Raw genomic sequence first — 20,516 nt, forward strand, 5'->3', positions numbered from 1 at the left:
CTCGACCGAACCGGCACGGAGAGGAAACCGCGACATGACCGTCACCGCATCCGGCAAGCCGTCCGAGTCCGAGCCGGAGGTCCGCACGGCGGCCGGTGTCCTGCGCGGCGGCCGGGAGGCGGGCCTGGCGGTCTTCCGCGGCATCCCGTTCGCCGAGCCGCCGGTCGGCCCCCTCCGTTTCGCCGCGCCGCAACCGGTGCGCGGCTGGGACGGCGTGCGCCCGGCGGTCGCGTACGGCCCGCCGCCCCCGCAGTCCGGCGTGCTCGGGGTGTCCCGGGACACCGCCGGCGACGACTGGCTGACGCTCAACGTCTGGACACCGGAACCGGATCCGGCGACAGGGCTCCCGGTGATGGTGTGGATCCCCGGCGGCGGTTACGCCATGGGCGACTCCAGCCTCCCGGAATACGACGCCGGGCGCCTGGCCGGGAGCGGAGCCGTGGTCGTGACCCTCAACTACCGTCTCGGTGTCGAGGGGTTCGCGCAGATCGGCGGAGCCCCGGCCAACCGGGGACTGCTCGACCAGGTCGCGGCCTTGCGGTGGGTGCGGGACAACATCCGGGGGTTCGGCGGCGATCCGGACCGGGTCACGATCTTCGGCCAGTCGGCGGGTGGCGGATCGGTCGCCGCGCTGCTCGCCATGCCGCGCGCCGCAGGGCTCTTCCACCGGGCGGTCGCGCAAAGCGTGCCGGGGACGTTCTTCTCCCCCGAGCTCGCCGCCGACATCGCCGCCGCCTGCGCCGCCGAGCTGGGGGTACGGCCCACGGTGTCCGGCCTGTCGGCGGTGGCCCCGGACCGGCTGCCCGCCGCGGGCGACGCGGTCTTCGCCAAGACGGTCCAGTGGCGGGAGCGCTGGGGGCAGATCACGCACCGGCCGATCCCGTTCGCACCGGTTGTCGACGGCGACGTCCTGCCGGCGACCCCCTGGCAGGCACTGGCCGACGGCGCCGCCCGGGACGTCGGGCTTCTCGTCGGGCACACCCGTGACGAGCACCGGTTGTTCAGCCTGATCGACGGCGTGCTCGGCCAGGTCACGCACGAGCAGGCCGAGGCCGCTCTGCACATGCTCGCCCCCGGCCCGGACGGCGCGCGCCGGTACCGCCAGGCGTTCCCGGCCGCCGCCGACGAGGAGCTGTACGAGCTGGTCAACGCCGACTGGTTGTTCCGCATGCCGAGCCTCCACCTCGCCGACGCCCAGATCGCCGGCGGCGGCCGGGCCCACCTCTACGAGCTGACCTGGCCCGCCCCGGGATTGGGCGGTGCCCTCGGCGCCTGCCACGGCCTGGACGTGCCGCTCGTCTTCGGCAACCTGAGCGGCGGACAGCCCGCCGTGCTGATCGGCGACCCGCCCTCCCCGGCGGCGGAGGAGCTGTCCGCGCGGATTCGCGGGGCGTGGACGGCGTTCGCCGCCCACGGAGACCCGGGCTGGCCTCCGTACGACGCCGGCCACCGCCTCGCACAGCTCTTCGACACGCCGTCGACGGTGGCCTCCTACCCGGAGGAGACCTCGCGGCTGCTGTGGCAGGACCACACCTTCCCGGCGCTCCCGCTGCTCGCGCGGTGAATCTGGAGCGGTGTGGGCGAATCGCCCACACCGCTGGAGAAATCCACCTTGGCGAATATCCTCACTTCGGATAATTGCCATTTACGACACGAACGCCTTCTGAAGCGGCACGCCACCGAAAACCGCTCGTGGAGTCGCGTCACCCCGATGATCACCTGACAGGGGCGCGCCTCACCCGGCGGGCGCCGGGGTGATCTGGAACAGGGCGGCCTTCCACTCGCCGTCGCGGCGGGTCAGCACGGTGGTGGCGAAGATTCTCATGGTCTGCTTGTCCGTGCCGTTGACGAGCACGTCGATCTCCACGGTGGCGGTGTGGGTCGCGCCGCCGTCGTTCAGCACGGTCACCCGGTGGTCGCTCAGGTCCGTGCGCGTGTACGGGTTGCGGTTCTCGGCGAACCCCTTCAGGATCGCCTCCCGGTCGTCCACGATCCCCCACTGCGACACGCTCAGCGGCGCCTCGGCGAGGAAGCGGTCGTAGAACTCCGCGTCGCCGTTCCTGTTGGCCTCCCAGGCCCGCTCGGACAGTTCGATCAGCTCACGCTCGAGGCTCATCGTCGCACTCCCTCTCGTTGACACTGGTTTAACCGGTGTCAAGTGTTACACTCGATCCATGACCTTGGCAACCGGTATGGAGCTCACCCCGCTCGACGGGCAGCGCTTCAGGTTCGACGCCGGCACGCTGTGCCTGGAGCTTCTCGTCACCGGAGGCGAGGGAGAGCTCTCGAAATGGGAGCGGCTCCACACGCCCGGCGACCTCGCCGCCTGGATCCCGCACTCCAGGGCGGGGCTCGGAGACCTCGTCCAGGTCTCCCAGGGCGACTTCGCCGCCGCCCTCCGCCTGCGCGCCGCCGTCCAGCGGCTCGCCGCGACCGCCGCCACGGGCTCGCGCGCCTTCTCCGAGGCCGATCTCGCCACGCTGAACGAGGCCGCCGCCGCGCCGCCGCCCGTCCCGGTCATCGGCCCCGCCCTGGATCGCGGCTGGGCCTCCCCCGTGACCGGGGCGCAGTTCCTCTCCGCGGTGGCCCGCGACGCCATCGAGGTGTTCGGCGGCCCTGCCCTCGACCGGATCAGGATGTGCGGGGGCGAGCGCTGCTACCTGCTCTTCCTCGACACCTCCCGCCCCGGGGCGCGGCGCTGGTGCTCGATGGACCGCTGCGGCAACCGCCACAAGCTCCGCACCCGCCGCGACCGCCACCCGGCGGGCGACAACGCCTCCCCGCCCTCGAGCCCGGAGTGGCGGACCGCGCCGCTCGGAGGGACGTCGGCCCCGGGGGACGTCGACCGGTCCGAGTAGTCTCCTGTTCGATACGCGCATCGTGACGCGCGGGGCCCGACGAACTCGTCCCGGCGGGTCACGACACCCCCTTTCAAGGAAGTGTGATGACCTCACAGTCAGCGGGACGTTTCGGCCTGGTCGGCAGCGGGTGGCGTTCGGAGTTCTTCGTGCGCCTGGCCAGGCGGTTGCCCGAGCGGTTGTCGGTGTCCGGCGTGGTGACCAGGTCACGGGAGCGCGGCGCCGAGGTCGAGGCCGCCTGGGGCGTGCCGACGTTCCGCTCCGTCGGGGAGATGCTCGCGGCCGGACGTCCCGAGTTCGTCATTCCCTCGGTGCCGTGGCCGGTCACCCCGGAGGTGACGAAGGAGCTGGTGGGGTTCGGCGTGCCGGTGCTGGCGGAGACGCCCCCGGCGGCCGACCTGGACGGGCTGCGCGACCTGTGGTCGGCCGTCGGGTCCAGCGGCCTGGTGCAGGTCGCCGAGCAGTACTCGTACATGCCGGGGCACGCGGCGAGGCTCGCGCTCGTCCGCGAGGGGATCATCGGGCAGGTGACCTCCGCGCAGATCTCCTCGACGCACCTGTACCACGCCGTGTCCCTGATCCGGCACCTGCTCGGGGCCGGTTTCGGGGAGACCACGGTGACGGCGCGCTCGTTCACCGCCCCGCTGGCCGACCCGCTGTCCAGGGACGGCTGGACGGGCGACTCCACGCCGAAGGAGGCGGCAACCACGATCGCCACCCTGGAGTTCGCCGAGGGGATGGGGCTCTACGACTTCACCGACAACCAGTGGTGGAACCCGCTGCGCGCCCGGCGCGTCGTCGTCCGGGGATCGCTGGGAGAGATCGTGGACGACAGCGTGGTGCGCCTGGCCGACCCGAGGACGCCGGTGGAGTCGCGGCTCATGCGGCGCCAGACCGGGATCGACCTGAACCTGGAGGGCCGCGAGCTGGACCACATCAGCTTCGACGGGCGCGTGGTCTACCGCAACGATCATCGGGGCGCGCACTTCTCCGAGGACGATCTGGCCGTCGTCTCGCTCCTGTGCCGGATGACCTCCTGGTGTCGGGGGGAGGCCCCGGAGCCCTACTCCCTGGCCGACGGCTGCCAGGACCACCTGATCGGCCTGGCGATCGAGGAGTCACTGCGCACCGGCGCCGGTGTGACCACCGGCCGCGAGGCCTGGGCGAGGTAGTCCTCGCCGGGCCGCCGGACACGGTCCGGCGGCCCGCGGCCCGGCGGACGCCACGGGCTCGGGTCGCGCTCCCACCTCGCCCGCGGGTGTAATCTTCACCGGTCGCCCGGTTGGCCCGGCCACCGTGGTCGCGCCCGCCGGGAGGGCCCCGGCCCGGCCGGCGCGGTCACACCCGCCGGGGAGGTCCAGGCCCGGCCGACGCCCGTCGAGGCGGGACGACGGACTCCACCACCGACCCGAGCGGAGGCGAGAAGCGAATGGACGACCAGTCTCTCGAGGACGACGGGCAGCGCATCGACCCGCCCCTCGCCCACCTTCGAGACCTTCGAGACAGCATCGACAACATCGACGCGGCGCTGGTCCACTTACTCGCGGAGCGCTTCAAGTGCACCAGGCAGGTGGGTGAGCTGAAGGCCGCCCACCGGCTCCCCCCGGCCGATCCCGTGAGGGAGGCGGCGCAGATCGAACGGCTCCAGGCGCTCGCCACGCAGGCGAAGCTCGATCCGGAGTTCGCCGGGAAGTTCCTGCGTTTCGTCATCGAAGAGGTGATCCGTCACCACGAGCGGGCCGCCCGCGGCTGACGGGCACGCCGCCCCCGCGCCGCCGTCCCAAAGCCGCCGTACCGAGCCGCGGTCCTGGAACAGCCGCCCTGAAGAGGCCCTCGCCCACGCCGGGGGCTCGCCGGAAAAGGTCAGTGACCGGCGCTCTGGCCACCGTCGACGTGCAGGATCTCGCCCGTCACGAACGGCGCGTTCTCCAGGTAGACCACGGCGTCGACGATGTCGGAGATCTCACCCAGGCGGCCGACCGGGTGCAGGGTGGCCAGGGCCTCGTGCGTCTCCGGCGCGTGCATCGGGGTCCGGATGACGCCCGGCGACACCGCGTTGACCCGCAGGCCGCGGCCGGCGTACTCGACCGCGAGCGACTTCGTGGCCGACTGCAGGCCGCCCTTGGTGAGCGAGGCGAGCACCGACGGCACGTTGGAGTTGGCGTGGTCGACCAGGCTGGTGGTGATGCTGACGATGTGGCCGCCGCCGTGGGCCAGCAGGTGCGGGACGGCCCGCCGGGTGACCTGGAAGAACGCGGTCAGGTTCACGCCGAGGTAGATCGCGAGGTCGTCGTCGGTGTAGTCGGTGAACGGCTTGGCGATGAAGATCCCGGCGTTGTTGACCACGGTGTCGAGGCGGCCGAACTTCCCGATCGCGGCGTCGACGACCTTCTCGGCGGTCTCGGGGTCGGCGATGTCGCCCCGGACGGCGAGGATCTCCGGGTCGTCGGGCTGCGCGATGAAGCGCGACGTCGCGACGACGGCGTAACCCAGCCGGCGGTACCCCGCGACCAGACCCGCGCCGATGCCCTGGGAGGCCCCCGTGATGATCGCGACCTTCTGTTCCTGCGTGTTCATCTGATGACTCCTTACTAGCCGACTGGTCTACTACTTCAATGTAGACGACCGGTCTAGTATTCGTCAAAACCTGGGAGGCGGACGCCCGGCCCCGGAACCGGGCCCCCGCGGACGCGCCGGCTACTGCTCGAGGACGCGCGAGACGTGGTAGTGCCGGATGCGCCAGGTGTCACCCTCGCGCACCAGGACCAGGGAGAGGTTCACCGGCACCTCGTCCTCGCCGTCGGCACGGAACGAGACGGCGGCGAAACCGCCCGCCACCACCTCCCCGAGCGTGTAGGTGTGCAGGATCCTCACCTCGGCCGTGCGGCCGGGCGGGACGGCCGCGTAGTAGGCGCGTACGGCCTCCCTGCCGGACGCCGGTTCCGGGAGGAAGCCCAGGAACAGCGCGTCGTCGGTGAACAGCTCGGCCATCGCGTCCGGCCGGTGGCCGTCGAACGCGGCCTTCCATCGCTCCAGGATCACAGGCATCGGATGACTCATGATTACCCTCCGTTTATAGACGACCGGTCTAGTGGAAAACATAGACGACCGGTCGTACACTTGTCATATGGGACGGACCAGTGACGCCAGGGAAAAGATCCTCACCGCCGCGCAGCGGCTGATCGAGCTGAACGGGTACTCCGCGCTCGGGGTCGCGGAGATCTGCAAGGCCGCCGGCGTCCCGAAAGGCAGCTTCTACTACTTCTTCGAGTCCAAGGAAGCCCTGGTCCGGGCCGTCATCGACGAGGAGTGGACCGAGGAGCGCGACAGCTGGAAGGTGATCCTCGACGGCGACGGCGCCCCCCTGGAGCGGCTGCGCCGGCTGTTCGAGGCGACCGCGGCCGAGCAGAGCGCCGGGAAGGAGTCGTGCGGCACCGTCTCCGGCTGCATGTTCGGCAACCTCACGCTGGAGCTGAGCAACCGGACCGAGCCGATCCGCGTCCGCCTGCAGGAGATCTTCGACGCCCAGGTCGACATGGTGCGGTCCGTCGTCGAGGAGGCGCGCGCGCGAGGCGAGGTCACCGTGGCCGACAGCGCCGCGGCCGCTCGTGCCGTGGTCGCGCAGATCGAGGGCCAGGTGCTCTTCGCGAAGCTGTACAACGACACCCAGGGCCTCGACACCATGTGGGTCAACTGCCTGGCCCTGCTAGGCGCCCGCCTGCCGGAGCAGGCGACCGCCGCCTAGAGCCTGTTTCAAAGGCAGGTGAGCCAGTCGTCGATGGCGGCGATATGGATGGTGGCCTGGTAACGGACGGCGAGCTTGTCGTATCTGGTGGCGAGGGCGCGGTGGCGCTTGAGCCGGTTGACGCCGCGCTCCACGGTGTCGCGATCGCGGTGGTCGATCCGGCCGAAGGCCGAAGGCCGGCCACCGCGGCCACCGCGGCTGCCGCGTCGTAGCCGGCCTTGAACCCGGTCGGCCGGTTCGGGAATCGTGGCGCGGATACCGCGCCGGCGCAGGTGAGAACGGATGGCCTGGGAGGAGCAGGCCTTGTCCGCCCGCACCCGGGCCGGACGGGTGCGCGGTTGTGCCGGATCGCGGCGGTCAACGCCAGGATCCGCTGGGCGGCACGGACCGCGACGCCGCTCGGGCTGCGCCCGCCGTGCAGTTCCAGGTCGAGCCGGCCCTTGAGGGTGTCCAGGATGACGGCGATTGGCTGCGAGAAGTCGAGCACCTTCCTGACTTCCGGGTTCGAGGGGATCGCGTCCGGTTTCCGGAGGTCGGCTTCGATCACAGTGGTGGCGCCCGTTTCGGTGCTCGTGAGCAGAGCACGGCCGTGAGCGAGCACGATCGGGTCGTTGTCCACATAGGCCACACGGGCGCGCGGATTGATCTCCTGCGCGATCTCATGAGTATTGCCCTGAGTGGGAATGCCGGTACCGATGTCGAGGAACTGCTCGATTCCAGCGTCCTCGGCCAGGTATCTCACTCCTCGGCCGAGAAAGGCGCGGTGCGCCCGAACACCCTCGCGCGTCCCGGGCGAGACCTTGATGAACTGCTCGGCGGCGGCGCGGTCGGAGACGAAGTTGTCCTTACCCCCCAGGGGGTAATCCTAGATACGAGCGGGATGCGGGATCGTCGGGTCGATCCCGATGGCAGGATTCTTGACAGGTTCGGAGTCCCTCATCTGTGATCCCTACCATATCGATCGGTCATCGATCCCCTTCCTTGGTGCTCGCCTGCCGAGCCTCCGCCCAGGATCGCGATCCACGTTATGTGAAGTCGCCCATGGCGCTCCCGTTCATTTCTGAAACGTCGATCACTCACCATGAGAATAAGAGATCGAAATCGACATATTTCCTTTCATCGCAGTGTAAATGAAGTGACAAATCGGTCAGATGATACGAGGCAGGAGTGCCCGCACCTCGGCCCCGAAGGCCCTCGACGCCGCTCCGCCCACACCCGCGCCGGCGCCGATCCCCACCCCGAGTGGTGGCATGCTCCCGTCGAGCCTCCGGTGGAGCTTCGGCAAAGTCCCGATCTCGCCGAAGCCGGACTCCACGTACAACCCCGGGCGGCCTCCCGGCAGTTCACTGGCCAAAATTTGCCACAAATGCGACATTTGCCCACATACGATTAGTACGTTCCGGGTTCGCTAGATCTCCTGCCAGCCCACCTGGGCGATCATCAAACATGCATGTGGACAAACACACCCTGGACATACAGGGACTCTCGAAGCGTTCGGCAGTGGAAAGGCTGCGGGCGCTTGAGAGCATGGACGACGGCCTGACGGCGACCGAGGCGCTGCGGGTCGCGCTCCACCATGCGGTCGCCGAGCTCGGCGGGCTGGGCGGCATGGCGCACCTGAGCGACCCCTCCGGCGACCACGCGCTCCGCCTGGTGGTCACCACCGGCCTGCCCCGGACCTTCACCCAGGCGTGGGAGAACGTCAAGCGGGACGAACCCGGCGCACCCGCCCGCGCGGCCCGCGGCGGCGCTTTCGCGTGGTCCTCTCCGAAGCCGGCCGCGTATCCGGCTCCCGGCTCCGAGCCACAGTTCCGGACCTCTCCAGGCGTCGCCGGAATGGCGGCCGTCCCGCTGCCCGGCCCCGACGGCCCGCTCGGCACGCTCTCCGTCCTGACCGCCGCCCCCGGCGAGCCTTCACCGGACCAACAGGTGTTCCTCCGGATGGCAGCCCGCTGGGCGGCGAACCGCCTGCGCGGGGTCTCCCCGCCACCGTCCGCCGCCGCCCGCGGTGTGAGCCCCACGCTCTCGGGCGCCCAGCTCCAGCAGGCGCTCAACACGGTCATGGTCGGCACGTGGGACTGGGACATCCGCACGGGCGACCTCACCTGGAGCGACGCGCTCTGCGAGATCTTCGGCGTCCACCCGGACACCTTCGACGGGCAGATCGAGACCTGGACCAAGATGGTCCACCCCGAGGACCTGCCATGGGTGCTGGCCGCGCTGGACGAGGCCATCCGCTCCAAGAGCATGTTCAGCGCCGAGCACCGCATCTGCCACGCCGACGGGAAGATCCGCTGGGTGCAGGTGCGGAGCCGATTGCTGCTCGACGAGAGCGGCGAGCCGGCCTACATGATCGGCACGTTGTGGGACACCACGGAAGCCCGTTTCGCCCTCGACCGTGTCGGCCGGGCCCTCTGGCACATGAGCGACGGCTTCATCGCCATGAACGACGACGGAAAGATCACCTTCCTCAACCTGGAAGCCGAACGGCTCATCGGCTCCGGGCAGAAGCCGCTCGGGCGCGTCCTGTGGGAGCTGCCCACGGTCACGACACCCGATCTGGAGAGCCGCTTCCGGCAGGCCACCGACGAGGGACTGCCGGCCGAGTTCGACGTCCGGTGGCCCGCCAACAACCGCTGCTACCACGTGCGGCTGGTTCCGGTGCCCGAGGGCATGACGATGTTCATCAGCGATGTCACCGAGAAGCGGGCACAAGAGGCCGAGCAGGCCGCCGACGCGCGCGCGGCGGCGGAACGCGCCGCCCGCATCGGCGAGCTGACCAGCGCGCTCGCCTCGGCACTGACCCTGCGCGACGTCACGAACGTCACCGCCGACCGGCTGTCGTCGCTGTTCGTCGCGACCGGTCTGATCATCTACGGGATCGAGAACAATCGCCTTCGATCCATCGGCTCGGTGGGATACTCCCAGGCGTGCATCGACTCGGTGCAGTCGAAAGACCCGGCGACCATCCCTCCCATCGTCCAGGCGCTCGAAAGCCGTGCCCCGGTCTTCATCTGCTCGCCGGAGGAGTATCTCCGCGTGTTCCCGGGCATGGCCGACCTCCTCGCCGTGAGCGGGAAGCGGGCATGGGCCTTCCTTCCCCTGCTCGCCCCCGACCACCGGGTCGGTTGCTGCGTCCTGGGCTTCAGCCAGCCGCGCCGTTTCACCGAAGATGAGTCCACCCTGCTCAACGCGGTCGGCAGCCTGATGGCCCATGCCCTGGAACGTGCCAGGCTGTACGAGGCGGAGCACGCCCACGCCCAGGAACTACAGCGTGAGCTGCTTCCCCACGAGCTTCCCTCTCTGCCCGCCGTCACCGCCGCGGCCCGCTACATGCCCGCCGGGAAGGAGATGGAGGTCGGCGGCGACTGGTACGACATCATCCCCCTGTCCTCCGACAGGGTGGCACTCGTCATCGGCGACGTGATGGGCCACGGCATGCCCGAGGCCGTGACCATGGGACGCCTGCGCACCGCCGTGCACACCCTCGCCGCCCTCGAGCTTCCGCCCGAGGAGATCCTGTACAACCTCAACGAGCTCGTCAGCAACCTGGGGGACGACTCGTACGCCACCTGCCTGTACGCCCTCTACGATCCCAGCACCCGAATCTGCACCCTCGCCGGCGCCGGGCACCCGTCCCCCGCCATCGTCCGCCCGGACGGCACCACCTTCTTCCCGGACATCCCGGCCAACCCGCCGCTCGGCGCCGCCGAACCCCCCTTCGAGACCCTCGACGTACGACTGCCCGACGACGCCCTCCTCGTGCTGTACACCGATGGCCTGGTCGAGTCCCCCACCTGTGACCTGGACAGCGGCATGGCCCAGCTCGCCGCGAGCCTCACGACCTCCTTGAGGCGGATCACCTGCTACACCTGTGACGCGGAGCTGGAACTCCTGTGCGACTCCGTCACCGGCGCCCTGCTCCCCGCCGACCTGCAGACCGCCGACGACGCCGCCCTGCTCATCACGCGCGTCAAATCGTTCGACCGCCGCGACATGAGCTCGTGGTGCCTGCCCGAGGACCCCAGAGCCGCCGGCGTGGCACGGCAGCACGTCCGCGAGCAGCTGTCGACCTGGGGCCTGGACGACCTGACGATGACCACCGAACTCCTGGCCAGCGAGCTGATCGGGAACGTGGTCCGCCACGCGAAGGGGCCGATCGTGCTCCGCCTGCTGCGGAGCCGGTCGCTCATCTGCGAGGTCCACGACAGAAGCCTCACCACTCCCCGCATCCGCCGCGCGTCCGAGACCGACGAGGGGGGACGCGGACTCCAGCTGGTCGCGGCCCTGTCGCAGCGCTGGGGCACGCGCTACACCGCCGAGGGCAAGTGCATCTGGACCGAGCAGCCGCTGCCCGCGAGGGCTCCCACCCCCGCTTCCACGATGTCAGCCGTGGGATCGATGACCAGGCTCGGGTAGTCCCTCAACGTAAGAGCGGATCATCGAGTGGCGCGGGGACCGGGAGGGCCGGGGCTGTGTGACCGCTCATCCGGATGCTCCACCTGGACAGGTCGGATTCTCCGATCGCGGCGAGTGGCGACGAACGTGCCCGGCGGCCGGAGCTACTCCAACGCCACCCAGTCGATGTTGGCGACGCCCGCACCGCCGGTCGCGACCAGGAACACATCGTGCACACCGCTACTGCTCGCGATGGCGATGCTCTGGGTCGCGAACCGCGTCCATCCACCGGTCGAGGTCGTCGTGACCGTACCAATCGCCGGACCGGTCGCGCTGTCGATCCGGACCTCGAAGGTCTGGCCCGCGTAGGCGGGATCGACACCCAGCGAGGCGGAGAACGATGTGCGTCCCATTCCGAAGTCGACCGAACGGAAGGACAGGCTGTCACCGCCGTCGAAGCTCCCGACGGACGTCCCGGTCCCGCCCGCGATCACGCTCGTGCCGGAACCGGCGTCCGCTTGCTCCGCCTCCAGCTTCGCCGTGGTGCGCGTGAAGGCGATCGTGTCGATGTCGCCGACACCCGGCCCGGTGCCGAGGGCGATGAGGTACACGTCATGGGTGCCGCTGGTCGGGACGATCGGCGTGTACTGGGGCACGAAGCGGTCGAAGCCGCCGGTCGCCGAGACCGTCGCGGTGCCGATGACGGGGCCGGTGGCCGAGTCGATGCGGATCTCGAAGCGCTGGTTGGCGTACTGCGTCTCGGTCGCGAGGGTCGCCGCGAACATGGTGCGCCCGTTGCCGAAGGCGACGTTCGCGTAGCGCAGCCGGTCGCCGCCGTCGAAACTGCCGACGACCGTGCCGGTCCCGCCGGAGCGGGTGTTCGTGCCGGAGCCGGATACGGCTGACTCCGCCTGGATGGCCGCGCCGACGGAGCGCGCCCCGCCGACCCACTTCGTCGCACCGTACTGGTAGGCGCCGATCGTGGGGGTCGCGTCGGTCGAGTTGTCCGTCCAGGGCGGCAGCACCGCACCGGCGTTGCGGGCCGGGGAGCCGGAGCCGACCGTGAAGTCGAGCCCGGCGGCGTTCGTGAACTGCGGGTTGGTCGAGTTCGGCAGGTTGCCGGTCACCGTGACCCCTGTCGCGGTGTCGACCGTGCCGATGTTGTTCTTCACCTCGGAGGTGGAGTAGGTGCCGCCGAACAGGCTGACCGCCTTGGGGTCGGTGCCGCTCGTGTTGCCGTAGATCTTGTTACCCGAGGTCGTGCCCCCGTTCGGGTTGATCAGCACGACGCCGTAGGTGGTGCGGTTCCAGGCGACGTTGTCGGCGACCGTGGCGTTGTGGGTCTCGAGGTCGAGGTATACGCCGGGCGCCGGCCCGTCCTCGGCCACGCCCGGGGCCGCGTCGTGCAGCAGGTTGTGGTCGATGATCGTGTTCGCCATGTTCACCCGGCAGCACACGTAGATCGCGCCGACGTCGTTGACGAGCTTGCCGTAGTCGCCGAAATCGTTGTACCGGATCAGATGGCCCGACGCGGTGGTGCCGGAGACCTTGTTGTCGATGTTGAGGTTGCTGCGCCCGCTGCCCCATGCCGTGTTGTGACTGATGAGGTGGTCACTGCCGAGCACATTGACACTCGCCGCGTAGCTGCCCATGTAGTTGGCGTTCGTGATGCGGTTGTTGGTCACCGTGTTGCCGGTGCCCGCCACCATCACGCCGTTGCCGGCGCTCCAGTCGATTGTGCTGTTGCGCAGCACGTTGGCCGTGCCACGCAGCTGGATGCCGCTCGTGGTCTCGCCGGCGGTGAGAACGTCGCAGGGGTCGCTGGGCGTGACCTTGTTCGGGTCGATGGTGAGGTCGCTGTAAGCCGAGACGTGGCGAGCGGTGATCCCGTCGAGCACCACGTGGTGGGTTGACGATGAGGTCCGGACGGTGGCGCCCTTGATGCCGATCCCGAGCACGGTCGTGTACGAGCGACCGGAGAGGTCGAAGGCGAGGTCGCGCTTCTTGAGCTCGACGGTGTGACTCGAGGGGGCGGCCCCGTCCGGGGTCCAGAGGTAGAGGTGGCCGTCGGCCGAGCGGTGGTGCCACTCGCCCGCCTTGCCGAGCAGGGCGAGCTTGCCGCTCAGCGAGTAGAGGTTCTTCCGGTTGGGACTGAGACCCACGCATGCCGGCAGGCTGCTCGCGGTCACCGAACCGACCGCCGAGCCGGTCACGGTGCCGGTCTCGCTGACGAACCAGTTGTGCGACGTGAGGCGGGCGCCGACCCACCAGCCGGCCGGCTGGGTGAGCGCCGGGTCGGAGAGCGAGGTCTGGGTGCCGGACTGCGCGGAGGCGAGCACCGGCTCGGCCGGGTTGTTGCCCGGGTGCGGCCACGCCGCCTCGGGCTGCATCGCACCGTCGACGAACACCTGCTGTCCGGAGAGGTCGCCGTTGACGGTGACGGCGGCACGATGGATCCGACCGGCTCCGACCGCCGCGGCGAACTCCGACCCGTCGAGGGTGGGATCGTTCGCCTTGAGCGCGGTCAGCTGCGCCCCGGTGACCTGCGACCAGCCGGCCACCGGATCGCTGCCGTCGACGATGACCGCCGCGCCCGGCGCGGCGGTGTAGGTGATGCGGTTCGTCGCCGTGCCGTTGGCGGACGGCGTGACGGTCTCTCGATATGTCCCGGATGCGATCTCGCACGTATCGCCGGCGGTCATGACAGCGGCGCATCGCTGGAGGTTCCGGAACGGGGAGCTCGAGGTGCCCGGGTTGGAGTCGGAGCCGGAGGTGCTCACGTGGTAGGTGGCGCCTCCCGTGGCCGCGGCTGGAGGCGCGCCTGCGAGGGTGCCGCCGAGCAATGCGGCGACGGCGATCGTGGCGAGTGCGGCGGCGCGTGCCGCGATGATCCGACGGGCCATCGTTGGTCCAATCACTAATCGATAATCGAAAAGTAGTGAGGGACATCCAGCGAGTCAATGGGGAGCCGGCAACCGGGCCGAGACGGCTTCGGTCTCGATCACCGCGACAACGGCGACGCCCTCTATCGACTATCGCTAGCCTGGACAGAACATCAGAGCGCAACGGAAGGCACCATGACCGACACCGGAATCAACCGGGGACTGCTTTCGGACCAGGTGTACGACCTGATCCTCACCTCGATCCTCGACGGCTCGCGCGCGCCCGGATCCCGCGTCGTGGAATCCGAGATCGCCCGGCAGCTCAGCATCAGCCAGGCGCCCGTGCGCGAGGCGGTGAAGCGGCTGGTGCACGCGGGGCTCGTGGTCTCGGTGCCCCGCCACGGAAGCTACGTGACCGAGATCTCCCCCGAGGAGTTCGCGATCGCCCGACAGATGCGCGCCGCGCTCGAGGCGGCAGGTGCCCGCCTCGTGGTCACGACCGCGGACGCCGCCATCCTCACCCGGCTGCGCGCGATCGTCTCGCGAATGCAGGAAGCCGTCGCCGCCGGGGATTGGGCGGCCTTCCGCACACTCGATGTCGAGTTCCACCGCGGCGTGATCGCCGCCGCGGGCGTCTCGGTGCTCGCCAGACTCTGGGACACCCTCGAGCCCATGCTCATCAGCCAGCGCGCGATCGGCGACCCCTCCTACCTCGGCGACCGGGCACGGGTCGTCCACTGGCACGCCGATCTCATCGACGCGCTCATGAGCGGCGATCCGGAGGTCGCCGCGAGCGCCTTCGCCGCGCACGCGTCCGGAAATCTCGACGCATCGAACCCGTCCTAAGGTTGCCGCCGAACGCGCGACCGATTACTGTGCGCCCATTGCCTATCGATAGGCGATTACAGATCAAGGAAGATTCATGCGACACAGCACACGCGGCGCCGCCGCGATCCTCATCGGCTCGGCAATGATCGCGGGATTGCTGACGGGATGCGCGACCGACAGCGCCGAGGAGGGCGGGGGTGAGCTCCGCATCCTCGCCAACATCACACCGGTCCTGACGAAGAAGTACTACGAGGACCTCGTCCAGCCCTGGGTCGCCAAGCACAAGGGGGTGACCGTCACCATCGAGGTGCCGAGCGGGGAGGACGTGCAGGCGACCCTCCAGCAGGAGCTCGCCTCGGGTGACGTGCCCGACATCGTCGCCAGCAACCTCGACCCCGTGGTGGCACCGCAGTTGCTCGCCTTCCCGAAGGAGCCGTGGGTGCTCGACACCCCGCTCGCCGAGCAGAACCAGGTCGACGGCAAGATCTGGCAGGTCGCCACCGGCGCGCAGATCCAGTCGCTCGTCTTCTACAACAAGAAAGCCTTCGCCGCCGCCGGCATCGACGCGCCGCCGACCAGCCTCGACGAGTTCACCAAGGACCTCAAGGCGCTCAAGGCGGCCGGCTACCTTCCGCTGCAGACGGCGGGCGAGTGGGTCACCGGAGCGCAGTTCGCGATGCTGGCGAACCCGCAGCTCCTCGCGTCCGATGATTTCTACGCCAAGCGCAACGCCGGCTCCGCCACCTTCGCGAAAAGCGCGTACGAGAAGTACCTCGACGCCTATGCGGGCTGGATCGCCGACGGCCTCGTCGATCCCGACGCGCTCGGCCTCAAGTACCAGGACTCGATCGACGGATTCACCTCCGGCAAGGCCGCGACCTACGTGATCGGCAACTGGATCGTGCCCTCGATCGACGAGGCCGCCACCTCGTTCGACGTGGGAGTCTTCGCGGCGCCGTCACTCGACGGCAGCCCGGCCGGGCAGATGAGCGGACCCGCGCAGCCGTACTCGATCCTGCAGGCCTCCAAGAACCGGGACCTCGCGCTGAGCCTGGTCGAGTACCTGGTCAGCGACAAGACGGCCGTCACCGCGTCACTCGCCTCCGAGGGCAACTTCCGCCAGGGGATCTCCTACAAGGGCAGCCCGCTCAACCAGGCGGTCGCGGCGATCCTCGACGCCGCTCCCCGCCTCGTACTCGGCACGTCCGGCCCCAGGATTCCCGGCGGTTTCGGCGACGAGCTCAACAAGCAGGTCCAGGCCCTCTACGTCAAGACCACTCCGGCGGACGCGGCGGCCGCCCTGGACTCCTGGTGGGATCTGAATGCCGGGCAATGACACCCGGGCCGGAGCCGGCGGGGCGGCTCCGGCCACCCGCCGTCGCCGGGACGCCCGCCTCGAACTGCTCACCGACACCGTCATGATCGCGCCGGCGCTCGCGCTGGTCGCGTTGTTCGTCCTCATCCCGATCGCGATCGCCATCTACCTCAGCCTCACGAACTGGGACGGCTTCACCATCCCGCCGTCATGGGTCGGAACCCGCAACTACGAGAGGCTCGTGCAGGACCCCGAGGTGCTGCGGGCCGCCGCCTTCACCGCGGTGATCGCCGTCGTGGGCACGATCGCCTGCAACACGCTGGGCGTCGGCGTCGCCCTGCTCCTCAACCGCCACACCCGCGTCAACACTGTCATGCGTGTGCTGGTCTTCTCACCGTATGTGATCGGGCCGGTCATCCTCGGTTTCCTCTGGGCGTCGATCCTCGGCAGCAACGGCGCGGTCAACGCGCTGCTCACCAACCTCGGTCTCGAACGCCTCCCCTTCCTCGCCGACCCCGTATGGGCCACTTTCACGACCGTCGCGGTGATCATATGGGCGACTTTCGGGGTCAACGTCGTGCTCTACCTCGCGGGCCTTCAGACTCTCAACGTCTCGCTTCTGGAGGCGGCCCGCATCGACGGGGCCGGCCCCTGGCAGACCTTCTGGCAGGTCAAGCTCCCCGTGCTCGCGCCGACCGTCACGCTCAACGTCGTGCTCTCCGCCATCGGCCTGCTGCGGGTCTACGAGCTCGTGCTCGCGCTCACCGCGGGCGGGCCTGCCGGAACCACCCAGACGACCGTGTTCAACATCCTCACGACCTCCTTCAGCCGTTCACAGCTCGGCTACGGCGCGGCCCAATCGGTCGTGCTCATGGTCGCGATCATCGCGGTGACGGTCGTCGTCACCCAGCTCCGCCGCCAGAGTGAACAGGCGGTGTCCGCGTGATCGTCATCCGGTTGCTCCGGGGCGTCGTGCTCGTCGTTCTCGCCGCCGTGATGGTCGTCCCGCTCTATCTGCTCGTGACCAACGCGTTCAAGAGCCAGGACGACATCGTCAGTTCGCCGTTCGACGTGCCCTCCGACGGGTTCACGATCGACAACATCGTGGCGGCCGCGACCTCCGCCGACTTCAACGTGATCGGCGCCTACGGCACGACCGCGCTGCTCGTCGCGTCGGTCAACGTGCTCTCGATCCTCGTCACCGGGCCGGCCGCCTACGCGATCGCCCGCGGGGTCCGGCGCGGCCACCGGCTGGTGCTGCTCGTGCTGCTGGCGGGCCTGTTCATCCCGAGCCAGGCGATCGTCATCCCCGTGATCTACGTGCTGAGGACCATCGGCCTCATGGGCACCGTTCCCGGTCTCGTCCTGTTCCAGACGGCGCTGACGATCCCCACGACGGTGTTCCTCTTCACCGCGTTCGTCAAAAGCATCCCGCGCGAGCTCGACGAGGCGGCTCGCATCGACGGCGCGAGCCGGATGGGCACGTTCTGGCGCATCATCTTCCCGCTCATGCGCCCGGCCGTCGCGACCGCCGTCGTGCTCAACTCGGTGGGCGTCTGGTCGGACTTCGTGAATCCGCGGATCATCCTGGGACCCGGGTCCGGCATCTACACGGTGACCACCGGCGTGTTCGCGGCGATCAGCAAGTACTCGACCGACTTCACGATCGTCTACTCGAACATGCTGCTCGCGGTCGCGCCCGTGATCGTGTTCTACGTCCTCCTGCAAAGACGCATCATCGGCGGTCTCACCTCGGGAGCGGTCAAAGGATGATCAGGATCTCCGCCACCGTCCCCGTCCGTGAGCTGCCCCGCTGGGCGGTCCTCGAGCGCGAGCTGCTCGCCCGCCTCGACCGTGCCTGGCGCGAGTTCGAGCGACGCTTCTGCGAGCCTGACGGCCGGCTGCGCTACCGGGGACGGATGTACGGTCGCGACGGTGTCGACGACTTCTACGAGCCGTTCTTCAACTGGCCCGTGCTGTATCGCCTCGGCGGATCCGCCGACGTTCTCGACGCGGCCAAGCATCACTGGGAGGGCGTGACCCGGCAACTCACCGAGTTCGGATTCGTGCGGGAGGAGTACGAGCTCGGCTACGACTGGTTCCACCAGGGCGAGTCGCTGCCGTTCTTCCTCTCCATCTGCGCCGCGGATCCCTCCGACGCCGTGTTCCGCGCACGCGCGCGTCGCTTCGCCGAGCTCTACCTGCCCGGCGCCGGCAACTACGACCCGGTCACCCGCACGATCGTCGCCCCGCACACCGGCTCCGGTGGTCCGCGCTGGGGCGTCGGCGAGGACTGGGAGGAATACCGCGCCGACCAGGCCGGCATGGAGATCTACGGCCTCCCCCTGCTCGACGTCCCCGGCATCCGCGGCTGGGACGACCTGGCCGACCCGGCCGCGGCCCGTGCGATGGGCCGGGCGATGCAGGAGCGGATGGGGCGCGGCGACACCGCCGTCAACCTCGCCGCGACAACCCTCGCGGTCAACGCCTGGCTCTACGACCACGACCGACGCTTCGCCGACTGGGTGCTCGAGTACGTCGACGCCTGGCGCGAGCGCGCGGCCGCGAACGGCGGCGTGCTGCCCGACAACGTCGGTCCCGGCGGGGTCGTCGGCGAACTGCACGGCGGCGCCTGGTACGGCGGCCACTACGGCTGGACCTGGCCTCACGGCCTGCACTCGATCGCGCCCACCGCCACGGTCGCCGCGCTCAACACCGTGGTGCTCACCGGCACGCTCGACCGGATCGGCCTCGTCGGCGCCACCCTCGACGCCGTGATGGCGGAGGGCGTGGTCGCCGACCGCATCGCGACCCGCGGCAGCCTCGGCCCCGGCTGGGCCGAGCGGCTCGGCGCCGACGAGAGCACCCGCGAGCTGCTCGTGCCCTACCGGCACGGCCCGGAGGGCTGGTTCGACCGGCACCCGGTGCCGCTCGCGCCCGTGCTCTGGCTCGCGTGGGCGCAGGGCGACGTCGCGCACGATCCGCGCCTCGAGCGGCTGCGGGCCGCCTCCGACTCCGACTGGGAGGCGGTGCGCTGGTTCCACGACAAGGAGGAGCAGGGCCACGAGGCGCCGTGGATCGGCTACCTCGCCGGACGCAATCCGGACTACCCGGAACGCGCGCTCGAGCTGGCCCTCGCCCAGACCCTCCGGCGGATGTCCCTGATCGCACAGGCACCGGACGAACCGGAGGACGGGGACATCCACTTCTGGCAACGGCTCAACCCCGTCGTGACGGAGGTGCTGAGCCAGCTCGTGACGGGCGCGCCACCGGCCATCTACTACGGCGGCCTCGCGCTCGCCCGTGTCGTGATCGGCGACGGGACGCGCGAACGCCCCGGCCTGCCGCCCGGCGTCGCGGCGCTCGTCAGCGCGGTCGAGGAGCACCACGTCGCGCTCGAGCTCGTCAACACCGGCGACGAGGATCAGCTCGTCGTCGTGCAGGCCGGCGCCTTCGGTGAGGACGAGATCGTCACCGCCGGTCACGACACCGCCGAGCCCGGCTACCCGGGCGACGACCGCCGGTACGACATCCCGCCCGTTCCGACCACGCGCCACCGCGTCGCGGTCGGTGCCTCACGGATCGAGGTGCTCCTGCCCGCGCGCACGCGGATCGCCCTCGACCTCGAGACCACCCGGCGCGTCCACCGCGCCTCCCACCAGGACTTCGTCCGCACCGCTCAGGAGAAGAACGCATGAACACCACCCGCGAGTCGCCGTCGACCGTCTGGCCTCTGCCGGTACGCGGCGGGGCCTTCGACCGGGCCGACCCCGACATCCTCCGTCGGATGGAGGCGGTGAGCGCCGCCACGGCGTGCGCCAAGCTCAACGGCATGGGGATCACCCGCACCGCCGTCCAGGGCCCCGTCCCGCTCGAGCGCGGCAGTCGCGTGGTCGGCTCGGCGCTGACGCTGCAGTTCATGCCGCAGCGCGAGGACGTCGCGAGCGGCCTGAGCCAGGAGTACGTCGAGCGCGACACCGCCCTCTGGGCCGTTCTCGAGACCGTGCAGGAGGGCGACGTGCTCGTCGTGCAGGCCTACGGGAGTTCGTTCACCGGCTGTTTCGGCGACATGCTCGTGCGCTACTTCAAGCGTCGCGGCGGTGCCGGCATCGTCGTCGACGGGTGCATCCGCGACGCCGCGCGCGTGCGCGAGCTCGGGGTGCCGATCTGGTGCACCGGCACGACGCCGCACTACGCCTCGCAGACCGACCTGTTCCCCTGGGCCTACGACGTGCCGGTCGCCGCCGGCGGCGTGCTCTGCCTGCCGGGCGATGTCGTGGTCGCCGACGACGACGGCGCGGTGATCGTGCCCTCGGGCAAGGCGCTCGAGCTCGTGCGGTCGGCCGAGGACCACGAGAACTGGGAGGAGTTCAGCCGGATGCGGCTCGAGCAGGGCGCGCGGCTGTCCGACTACTACCCGCTCAGCCTCGACAGCCGCGCCGAGTACGAGGCGTGGCGCGACGCCGGCCGCCGGCCGCTCGTCTAGCCCG

The 20,516-nt window shown here is 70.1% G+C and carries 17 protein-coding genes and 1 pseudogene; 12 read left to right on the forward strand and 6 right to left on the reverse strand.

Annotated features, from left to right (window positions below; all coding sequences use genetic code 11):
• The first annotated feature begins 34 nt into the window (after positions 1-34).
• Entirely contained in the window at positions 35-1,564 is a 1,530-nt protein-coding gene (locus tag ACTOQ3_RS13355; RefSeq protein WP_440083705.1) for a carboxylesterase/lipase family protein, read from the forward strand.
• Between the two features lie 171 nt (positions 1,565-1,735).
• On the opposite strand, the gene ACTOQ3_RS13360 is transcribed toward ACTOQ3_RS13355, so the two are convergent.
• The gene (locus ACTOQ3_RS13360) at positions 1,736-2,116 is read right to left on the reverse strand and encodes a nuclear transport factor 2 family protein (RefSeq protein WP_440083706.1); all 381 of its coding nucleotides are present in this window, start codon (positions 2,114-2,116) and stop codon (positions 1,736-1,738) included.
• A gap of 58 nt (positions 2,117-2,174) precedes the next feature.
• Between ACTOQ3_RS13360 and ACTOQ3_RS13365 the strand changes: the two genes are divergently transcribed.
• From ACTOQ3_RS13365 to ACTOQ3_RS13375, 3 genes are all read left to right on the forward strand, one after another.
• Positions 2,175-2,858 carry a CGNR zinc finger domain-containing protein gene (locus ACTOQ3_RS13365; protein WP_440083707.1) on the forward strand — a complete coding sequence of 228 codons (684 nt, stop codon included), beginning with the start codon at positions 2,175-2,177 and terminating at the stop codon, positions 2,856-2,858.
• 86 nt (positions 2,859-2,944) lie between these two features.
• Positions 2,945-4,030, forward strand: coding sequence for a Gfo/Idh/MocA family protein (locus ACTOQ3_RS13370; protein ID WP_440083708.1), 1,086 nt, complete (start codon positions 2,945-2,947; stop codon positions 4,028-4,030).
• A gap of 257 nt (positions 4,031-4,287) precedes the next feature.
• Positions 4,288-4,611, forward strand: coding sequence for a chorismate mutase (locus tag ACTOQ3_RS13375; protein ID WP_440083709.1), 324 nt, complete (start codon positions 4,288-4,290; stop codon positions 4,609-4,611).
• A 110-nt stretch (positions 4,612-4,721) separates the two neighbouring features.
• Here the strand turns inward: ACTOQ3_RS13375 and ACTOQ3_RS13380 are convergent, their stop codons facing one another.
• Positions 4,722-5,435 (reverse strand): SDR family NAD(P)-dependent oxidoreductase, encoded by a 714-nt coding sequence (locus ACTOQ3_RS13380; protein WP_440083710.1) that lies wholly within the window; start codon positions 5,433-5,435, stop codon positions 4,722-4,724.
• Between the two features lie 120 nt (positions 5,436-5,555).
• Positions 5,556-5,918, reverse strand: a complete 363-nt coding sequence (locus ACTOQ3_RS13385; protein WP_440083711.1) for a YybH family protein — start codon at positions 5,916-5,918, stop codon at positions 5,556-5,558.
• Positions 5,919-5,985: 67 nt separating this feature from the next.
• Here ACTOQ3_RS13385 and ACTOQ3_RS13390 point away from each other — a divergent pair, with 67 nt between their 5' ends.
• Positions 5,986-6,603 (forward strand): TetR/AcrR family transcriptional regulator, encoded by a 618-nt coding sequence (locus tag ACTOQ3_RS13390; RefSeq protein WP_440083712.1) that lies wholly within the window; start codon positions 5,986-5,988, stop codon positions 6,601-6,603.
• 8 nt (positions 6,604-6,611) lie between these two features.
• Here the strand turns inward: ACTOQ3_RS13390 and ACTOQ3_RS13395 are convergent, their stop codons facing one another.
• Positions 6,612-6,920 carry a transposase gene (locus tag ACTOQ3_RS13395; protein WP_440083713.1) on the reverse strand — a complete coding sequence of 103 codons (309 nt, stop codon included), beginning with the start codon at positions 6,918-6,920 and terminating at the stop codon, positions 6,612-6,614.
• Between the two features lie 185 nt (positions 6,921-7,105).
• Positions 7,106-7,459 (reverse strand): annotated as a pseudogene (locus tag ACTOQ3_RS13400) (SAM-dependent methyltransferase); the annotation flags it as partial.
• Positions 7,460-8,103: 644 nt separating this feature from the next.
• Between ACTOQ3_RS13400 and ACTOQ3_RS13405 the strand changes: the two are divergent.
• Positions 8,104-11,022, forward strand: a complete 2,919-nt coding sequence (locus tag ACTOQ3_RS13405) for a SpoIIE family protein phosphatase (RefSeq protein ID WP_440083714.1) — start codon at positions 8,104-8,106, stop codon at positions 11,020-11,022.
• 143 nt (positions 11,023-11,165) lie between these two features.
• On the opposite strand, the gene ACTOQ3_RS13410 is transcribed toward ACTOQ3_RS13405, so the two are convergent.
• On the reverse strand, positions 11,166-13,904 hold the full coding sequence (locus ACTOQ3_RS13410) for a carbohydrate-binding protein (protein WP_440083715.1): 2,739 nt from the start codon (positions 13,902-13,904) through the stop codon (positions 11,166-11,168).
• Positions 13,905-14,078: 174 nt separating this feature from the next.
• On the opposite strand from ACTOQ3_RS13410, the gene ACTOQ3_RS13415 reads away from it, so the two are divergent.
• The 6 genes from ACTOQ3_RS13415 (at position 14,079) to ACTOQ3_RS13440 (ending at position 20,512) form a co-directional block, all read left to right on the forward strand.
• The gene (locus tag ACTOQ3_RS13415) at positions 14,079-14,729 is read left to right on the forward strand and encodes a GntR family transcriptional regulator (RefSeq protein ID WP_362693954.1); all 651 of its coding nucleotides are present in this window, start codon (positions 14,079-14,081) and stop codon (positions 14,727-14,729) included.
• Between the two features lie 76 nt (positions 14,730-14,805).
• Positions 14,806-16,047, forward strand: coding sequence for an ABC transporter substrate-binding protein (locus ACTOQ3_RS13420; protein ID WP_440083716.1), 1,242 nt, complete (start codon positions 14,806-14,808; stop codon positions 16,045-16,047).
• Entirely contained in the window at positions 16,034-16,972 is a 939-nt protein-coding gene (locus tag ACTOQ3_RS13425; RefSeq protein WP_362693947.1) for a carbohydrate ABC transporter permease, read from the forward strand. Before ACTOQ3_RS13420 ends, ACTOQ3_RS13425 begins: the two co-directional genes overlap by 14 nt.
• Positions 16,969-17,799, forward strand: coding sequence for a carbohydrate ABC transporter permease (locus tag ACTOQ3_RS13430; RefSeq protein WP_440083717.1), 831 nt, complete (start codon positions 16,969-16,971; stop codon positions 17,797-17,799). Before ACTOQ3_RS13425 ends, ACTOQ3_RS13430 begins: the two co-directional genes overlap by 4 nt.
• Positions 17,796-19,724 carry a hypothetical protein gene (locus ACTOQ3_RS13435; RefSeq protein ID WP_440083718.1) on the forward strand — a complete coding sequence of 643 codons (1,929 nt, stop codon included), beginning with the start codon at positions 17,796-17,798 and terminating at the stop codon, positions 19,722-19,724. Before ACTOQ3_RS13430 ends, ACTOQ3_RS13435 begins: the two co-directional genes overlap by 4 nt.
• Positions 19,721-20,512 carry a hypothetical protein gene (locus ACTOQ3_RS13440; protein WP_440083719.1) on the forward strand — a complete coding sequence of 264 codons (792 nt, stop codon included), beginning with the start codon at positions 19,721-19,723 and terminating at the stop codon, positions 20,510-20,512. Before ACTOQ3_RS13435 ends, ACTOQ3_RS13440 begins: the two co-directional genes overlap by 4 nt.
• The last annotated feature ends 4 nt before the right edge of the window (positions 20,513-20,516 follow it).

It is taken from the genome of Streptosporangium sp. LJ11 (assembly GCF_051918945.1).
Classification (GTDB): Bacteria; Actinomycetota; Actinomycetes; order Streptosporangiales; family Streptosporangiaceae; genus Streptosporangium.